The organism is Stenotrophomonas sp. 05L44_2, assembly GCF_056665995.1.
Window position 1 is genome coordinate 1 of record NZ_JBFTNR010000183.1, and the last position, 5,990, is coordinate 5,990.

Consider the following 5,990-nt stretch of genomic DNA (forward strand, 5'->3'; position numbering starts at 1 on the left):
CATCAGCACCTGAGGCAAAGCTGTGTTGGATGAGTTTGCGACGGACGTGGGCGTGCAGCGGCCGGTAGCGGGCTGCGCACAGCTGCGCGACATCCGTCGATTCGACAGGCATGGGCACGGGGCGGGCGACGGCTGGGGAAGGGAACAGCCCGCGGCGGCAAGGGCAGCGGCGTCACGTTACAGTAAAGAAGAATCATTTGCATCTGTGTTTGTGTGCGCCCGTCCTGCGGTAGTGCCACGCGGGCGTGCGCTGGCACGCGTAGAGCGGGCTATGGCGAGCGCGCGGCGCGTTCCATCTGCAGCAGCAGGCGGTGCGCGGGGAACATGCGCAGGCTGGGGTAGCGGGCGCGGTAGTAGGCATTCCAGTAACTGGCAGCGCGCTGTCGGCAGAGGTCGAAGAATGCGCGGTTCTCGCCAATGAGCGCGGCATAGCGCTGCAGGCCGGTCTGTTGCGCCGTGATCGCCACGGCCGACGCGACCTCGTCCACGTACTCCCCCAGCAAGGCCAGCTGGAAGGCATGCACCCAGGGCATCGGCGAGGGCCCCAGCTTCTCGATCGCACGTTGCCGTACATGTCCGTCGCAGTGACGCGAGAGCAGGCAGAGGCAAAGGGCGCGCGTATCACCCTGCAGTTGGGATGCGAGCCGGAACAGGTCCGTGGCGTCGGCGTAGATACGATAAGGGAACCGCAGCAGTTCGCCTTCGATGATGAGGCTTCGTTCGCCATTGCCCGACAGGTTGTCGATCCGGCCCAGCCGTTGCTGAAGGTCGGTGCAGGTTGCCTGCAACACGCGGGGAACGTCGATCAACGCGACGGTTCCGCCAGCGTGATGCCGCGATAGTCGCAGTGGATCTGCAGGCTCTCCGTGGCGTTGGGGTGCAGATCGAAGTCGCATCGCTGCAGTGCATCCTTGGCCGCTGCAACGGCGTCGGCATGGCGGCTGACGCGCTGCTGCTGCCAGCGCAGTGGAGTGAACACGCCCAGCGGAAGCAGGCGCAGGCGCTGGCCGTGCAGGACCAGCGAGACATCCACATGACGCCCGTCCAGATCGTGGCCATTGGCGCCGAAGATGGCGTCGATCTCATCATGGCGATGCCGATAGCAGCAGCGGAACACGGCGATGCCCAGCCGCCGGACCACGCGCCGGAAGCCGCCCAGCTGTCCCTGGCTGCATTCGAAGCCGCGGGTGACCAGCAGACGAAGCGTGGACGGCAGCAGGGCCTGCGCGTCGAGCAGGCGCTGCAGAACCTCGGCCTCGACGATGACCTGTGACGCGGGCCAGCGTGGGGCAATGCGCAGGCCGTCGATGGTGCCGCGTGACAGTTTCAACATGCGTGAAGCTTCGCATGGGAGTGGGTAGCCGGGTAGTGCCGGCCGCTGGCCGGCTCCTGGCGCGATGGTCAGAGATCGCGGTACTGGATCTGCGCGGCCAGCACGCGCAGGCCATCGGCGGTGCTGGAGAGGATGCGCTCCTCACCGATGCCCTTCTGCCGTTGCAGGGTGAAGCCTTCGGCAGCGGGCAGGCGTGCGGCGATGGCATCAATGCGTTGCAGCGCGTTGGGACCGTCGCAGTCGACATGGCCCCAATGGATGCCGTTGTGCTGGATGGTCAGGCGGTAGTGCATTGGCGGGTCTCCGGCAGGTCGTGCAGCCACTGATGGAACATTGCGGTCGCCGCGGCGGCGAGAGGCCCGCCGTAGCGGCGGGCCTGCGTGCGCAGGTCGACGGGATCGATACCGGCCGCGGCCAGTTCCAGCGCATGGCCGATCAGCCAGCGCTCGAACTGGCGCGCATCCAGTTCGGGATGGCATTGCAACGCGAGTGCATGGTGGCCGATGGCGAAGGCTTGGTGGCGACAGGCGGGCGTACTGGCGAGGCGGCGTGCGCCCTCCGGCAGTTCGAAGGCTTCACCATGCCAGTGCAGCACCGGGATGCCCTGTAATGCCTGCAAAGGCGAGCGCTGGCCTTCATCGGTGAGCAGCAGCGGTGCAAAACCAATTTCCTTGCCGCCGGTGGGGGCAACGACAGCATGCAGTGCGCGCGCCATCAACTGGGCGCCCAGGCAGATGCCCAGCGTCGGCCGCTGTTGCTGCAGGCGACGCTGCAGCAACGCGATGCTGTCGGCGAGGAACGGGTAGGCCGCTCCATTGTTGACGCTGATCGGGCCACCCAGCACCACCAGCAGATCGGCATCTTCGGCTGCATCGAGTGCATCCACGCCGGCTTGCAGTGTATGTACCTGCCATCCCTGCGCGAGCAGCAGCGGATGCAGGGTGCCAAGATCTTCAAAGGCCACGTGCTGCAGGGCAACGGCGCGCTTCATGCCGGTGCTCCCGGGGTGGGCCAGTAGAAGCTGTCGGGCGTGGAGCGTGCACCGAAGATCGCCTGGCCAACGCGGACGACGGTGGCACCTTCCTCGATGGCGACTTCAAAATCACCGGACATGCCCATCGACAGCTGCGACAGGTCCAGGCCTGCCGGCGCCGTCTGCTGAAGCTGGTCGCGCAGCTCGCGCAGGCGCACGAAGCAGGCGCGTACGCGTTCCACCTCGGGGGTGAAGATGGCGAGGGTCATCAGGCCACGCACGCGCAGGCGGTCGAAGGCGGGCAGCTGCTGCACGAAGTCGGCCACCGCCGCCGGCTCCAGGCCGTATTTGCTGGGCTCTGCCGAGGTGTTGACCTGTACGAACACATCCAGCGTGCGGTCCTCCAGCAGCAGCCGCTGCTGCAGCGCCTCGGCCACGCGCAGGCTGTCCAGCGCCTGGAACTCGCTGGCGAAGCGTGCGACGTAGCGGGCCTTGTTGGTCTGCAGGTGGCCGATGACTGACCAATGCACGCCAAGGTCGGCCATGGCCTCGGCCTTGCGCTGCGCCTCCTGCACCTTGTTTTCCCCCAGCTGGTGGCAACCGGCGGCTACGGCCATGCGGATGCGTGCTTCATCGACGGTCTTGCTGACCGGCAGCAGGCGCACGCTGGCCGGATCACGACCGGCGCGGGCACAGGCGCTGGCGATGCGCTGGCGCACGGTGGCCAGGTTGGCGGCGATCTGTTCGACGGACTGGGCGACGGGCCAGTCGGCGGGGGCGAGGGACATGGGGCACCTCCGGTGCGGGGTGGCCAGGGTGGGATACACTGGCACAGGACAAGAGATAGTTTGGCATAGGACAAAATGAAAATCACCGGGAACAGCGCCGAAGCGATCTTCGACAGCATCCGCGAGGGCATCGGTAGCGGCCATCTGGCGGCCGGCAGCGTGCTGCCGCCGGTGCGGGATCTGGCCGATCGACTGGGGGTCAACCGCAATACCGTAGCCGCTGCCTACAAGCGGCTGGACGCGGCGGGCCTGGCCAGTACGGCAGGGCGTCGCGGCACGGTGGTGCGCGGCCTGCCGGCGACGATGGCGCGCGAGGGCAGTGCGCCGGGGCTGGCCCTGCATGACCTGGCCGGCGGCAACCCGGATCCGCGCTGCCTGCCTAGCCTGCGGGTGGCCGCGGCGGCCTCGCGCCTGTATGGAGTGGAGACGGTCGATCCACGCATGCAACGCCTGGCACGGGCTTCGCTGGATGCCGATTGCCCGCCGGACTATGCGCTGGAACTGACCCATGGCGCGGTCGATGGCATCGAGCGTCTGTTGTCGGCGTGGCTGCTGCCGGGGGACCGCATCGCAGTGGAGGATCCCTGTTTCCTGGGCAGCCTCAATGTCCTCGGTGCGGCCGGACACGCGCCGCTGCCGGTGGCGGTGGATGCGCACGGCATGCAGGTGGAATCATTGCGGCAGGCGTTGGATGCAGGTGCACGCGCGGTGCTGCTGACCCCGCGCGCACACAATCCTACTGGTGCCAGCCTGGACGCGAAGCGTGCACGTGCGCTGCGCCAGTTGCTGGCCGGCTATCCGCAGGTCGCGGTGCTGATCGACGATCACTACGCGCTGCTCTCGCAACAGGCCTATCACTCGGTGTTGCCGATGGACGGTCGGCGGTGGGCGTTGCTGCGTTCGTTGTCCAAGGCGTTGGGCCCGGACCTGCGCGTGGCCTGGCTGGCCTGCGATGAGCAGACCGCGGCGCGCCTGCGTCTGCGGCTGGCGGCGGGCACCGGCTGGGTCAGCCATCTGTTGCAGGATGCAGCCAGTTCGGTGTTGGAGTCGGCGCAGCAACGGGCGAAGGTGGCTGCCGCCGGTGAGCGCTACCAGCAGCGGCTGCAGGGTCTGCAGGCCCTGCTGCAGGCGCGCGGGCTGCCGACACCGATGCCGATGGAAGGCTTGAATCTGTGGCTGCCCCTGCCGGCCGACAGCACGCCGCAGGTGCTGGCGCTGGCGGCGCGTGGCTGGCATGTGCGTGGGGGTGAAGTCTTTGCGGTGTCTGCACCGGCGCATGGGTTGCGCATCACCTGTGCGGCACTCGGCCCGCCGCAGCAACGTCGGTTGGCCGATGACCTGGCGGCGGTGATGCGCTGAGCGTGCGCGCTCAGGGCGCAGCGCTGGCGCCGGGGCGCACGTAGTAGGACTGGCCGCTGTCGTCGAGGAACACCAGCTCCGGCTTGCCCTGCCAGGAACTCAGCATGGCGCCGGTGTTGTTCTGGTGCTTGACCATCAGGCTGGCACCGCGGTCCGGATTGGCGACCACCTTGAAGACCTCGGTGGTGCCGGTGGCATCGTCAAGGGTCAGCAGGGCTTCGCCACCCCGGTCGCTGGTGCCGTAGCCGCCGCGCTCGGAGCCATCGGGGCCGAGCAGGATCAGGCCGGACAGGGCGGTGGCACGCGGCCCCTGCGGGCGGCCCCGGCTGAGGGGGTCGGGAACCGGGGCGCCGAGGATCACCCGCGGCTGGCCGCTGGCATCGTGGATGATCAGGCCGCGCGCTTCGATCACGCGGTGCGGTGACTGGCTGCGATGCAGGTTCCAGGCGGTCCAGCCGGAAACGAGCAACGCGAGCATGGCGACCACCAGGGTGGTCAGGGTCAGGGCACGAGCCATTGTGTATTCCTTCCTTGGACGTGGCCGACGATAGCGGAATCCGGTCGGCCGTGGCCAGTTCGGTGTGTGACGGTGTGTATCGTCAATGGAAGTCGCGGCTGTGGCTGCGCAGTCCCTGCAGCAGTTCGTCCAGGCAGTGCATGCGCTGCACGATCACATGCTGCACGCCATCCACGCGTTCCAGCCGGCCGTCGATCTGCATCAGCTGCGTATCTACCAGGACGTGGTGCTGGCGGTCGGCCAGATGTCGCCAGACCACGGCGTTGACCATGCCGGTTTCATCTTCCAGGGTAAGGAAGGTGACGCCGCTGGCGGTCTGCGGGCGCTGGCGCATGCGTACCAGGCCGGCGATGCGTACGCGCCGGCCATGACCATGGTTGGCCAGCTGCGCGGCATCCAGGCAGCCACGGGTTCGCAGCTGCGCACGCAGGAACGACATCGGATGGCGGCCGAGGGTGGTGCCGGTGCTGCGGTAATCGGCCTGCATGTCTTCCCAGGCGCTGGGCAGGGGCAGGGCCACGCGCGCTTCGGCGGTGGCGCGGGCCTGGTCGAACAACGGCAGGCGGTTCTCCACGCCGGAGATATCCCAGCGTGCGCGGTGGCGATGGCCGCTGAGACCGCGCAGGGCGCCAGCATCGGCGAGCAGGCCCTGCTGGCGGCGATCCAGTGCGGTGCGCTGGCAGAGATCGCCGACATCGTCGAAGGGGCGCCGTGCGCGTTCACGCATGATGATCTGCGCGGCCGGTTCGCTGCAGCCATCGACCAGGCGCAGGCCGAGCCGGATTGCCGCCGCGCCCTTGCTGAAGTCCAGTGTGCAATCCCAGTCGCTGTGGCGCACGTCCACCGGCAGTACCGTGATGCCATGCCGGCGTGCATCCTGCAGCAGCTGGTCGGGGCTGTAGAAGCCCAGTGGCTGGCTGTTGATCAGGCTGGCGGTGAATGCAGCCGGGTGGTGGCACTTCAGCCAGCAGCTGGCATAGGTGAGCAGGGCGAAGCTGGCCGCGTGGCTTTCGGGAAAAC

8 protein-coding genes are annotated in these 5,990 nt (G+C 68.1%); 1 reads left to right on the plus strand and 7 read right to left on the minus strand.

All coding sequences use genetic code 11. The features are described from left to right. Positions 1-269: 269 nt before the first annotated feature. The 5 genes from AC1VAN_RS08395 to AC1VAN_RS08415 all read right to left on the minus strand — a co-directional run bounded on the left by AC1VAN_RS08395 (position 270) and on the right by AC1VAN_RS08415 (position 3,094). On the minus strand, positions 270-809 hold the full coding sequence (locus AC1VAN_RS08395) for a hypothetical protein (protein ID WP_051584910.1): 540 nt from the start codon (positions 807-809) through the stop codon (positions 270-272). Then, positions 806-1,333, minus strand: coding sequence for a hypothetical protein (locus AC1VAN_RS08400; protein WP_032975244.1), 528 nt, complete (start codon positions 1,331-1,333; stop codon positions 806-808). The genes AC1VAN_RS08395 and AC1VAN_RS08400 overlap by 4 nt, the downstream gene beginning before the upstream one ends. Positions 1,334-1,401: 68 nt before the next feature. Continuing rightward, positions 1,402-1,626 (minus strand): hypothetical protein, encoded by a 225-nt coding sequence (locus tag AC1VAN_RS08405; protein WP_032975245.1) that lies wholly within the window; start codon positions 1,624-1,626, stop codon positions 1,402-1,404. After that, positions 1,611-2,324 carry a glutamine amidotransferase gene (locus AC1VAN_RS08410; protein WP_032975246.1) on the minus strand — a complete coding sequence of 238 codons (714 nt, stop codon included), beginning with the start codon at positions 2,322-2,324 and terminating at the stop codon, positions 1,611-1,613. The genes AC1VAN_RS08405 and AC1VAN_RS08410 overlap by 16 nt, the downstream gene beginning before the upstream one ends. Beyond that, positions 2,321-3,094 carry a YggS family pyridoxal phosphate-dependent enzyme gene (locus AC1VAN_RS08415; RefSeq protein WP_032975247.1) on the minus strand — a complete coding sequence of 258 codons (774 nt, stop codon included), beginning with the start codon at positions 3,092-3,094 and terminating at the stop codon, positions 2,321-2,323. Before AC1VAN_RS08415 ends, AC1VAN_RS08410 begins: the two co-directional genes overlap by 4 nt. A gap of 75 nt (positions 3,095-3,169) precedes the next feature. Between AC1VAN_RS08415 and ptsJ the strand changes: the two genes are divergently transcribed. After that, positions 3,170-4,453: a MocR-like B6 salvage transcription factor PtsJ gene (gene ptsJ, locus AC1VAN_RS08420; RefSeq protein ID WP_442252212.1), complete on the plus strand. Its 1,284-nt coding sequence runs from the start codon at positions 3,170-3,172 to the stop codon at positions 4,451-4,453. A 10-nt stretch (positions 4,454-4,463) separates the two neighbouring features. Here the strand turns inward: ptsJ and AC1VAN_RS08425 are convergent, their stop codons facing one another. Continuing rightward, entirely contained in the window at positions 4,464-4,970 is a 507-nt protein-coding gene (locus AC1VAN_RS08425) for a hypothetical protein (protein ID WP_025879224.1), read from the minus strand. An 82-nt stretch (positions 4,971-5,052) separates the two neighbouring features. Continuing rightward, positions 5,053-5,990: helix-hairpin-helix domain-containing protein (locus AC1VAN_RS08430; RefSeq protein ID WP_480985619.1), on the minus strand; the 938-nt coding region annotated here is incomplete at its 5' end.

Bases quoted from the DNA above. Each gene is read 5' to 3' on its own strand.
- AC1VAN_RS08425 (WP_025879224.1), bottom strand. From the start codon at position 4,970: ATGGCTCGTGCCCTGACCCTGACCACCCTGGTGGTCGCCATGCTCGCG.
- AC1VAN_RS08405 (WP_032975245.1), bottom strand. From the start codon at position 1,626: ATGCACTACCGCCTGACCATCCAGCACAACGGCATCCATTGGGGCCAT.
- ptsJ (WP_442252212.1), top strand. From the start codon at position 3,170: ATGAAAATCACCGGGAACAGCGCCGAAGCGATCTTCGACAGCATCCGC.
- AC1VAN_RS08400 (WP_032975244.1), bottom strand. From the start codon at position 1,333: ATGTTGAAACTGTCACGCGGCACCATCGACGGCCTGCGCATTGCCCCA.
- AC1VAN_RS08410 (WP_032975246.1), bottom strand. From the start codon at position 2,324: ATGAAGCGCGCCGTTGCCCTGCAGCACGTGGCCTTTGAAGATCTTGGC.
- AC1VAN_RS08415 (WP_032975247.1), bottom strand. From the start codon at position 3,094: ATGTCCCTCGCCCCCGCCGACTGGCCCGTCGCCCAGTCCGTCGAACAG.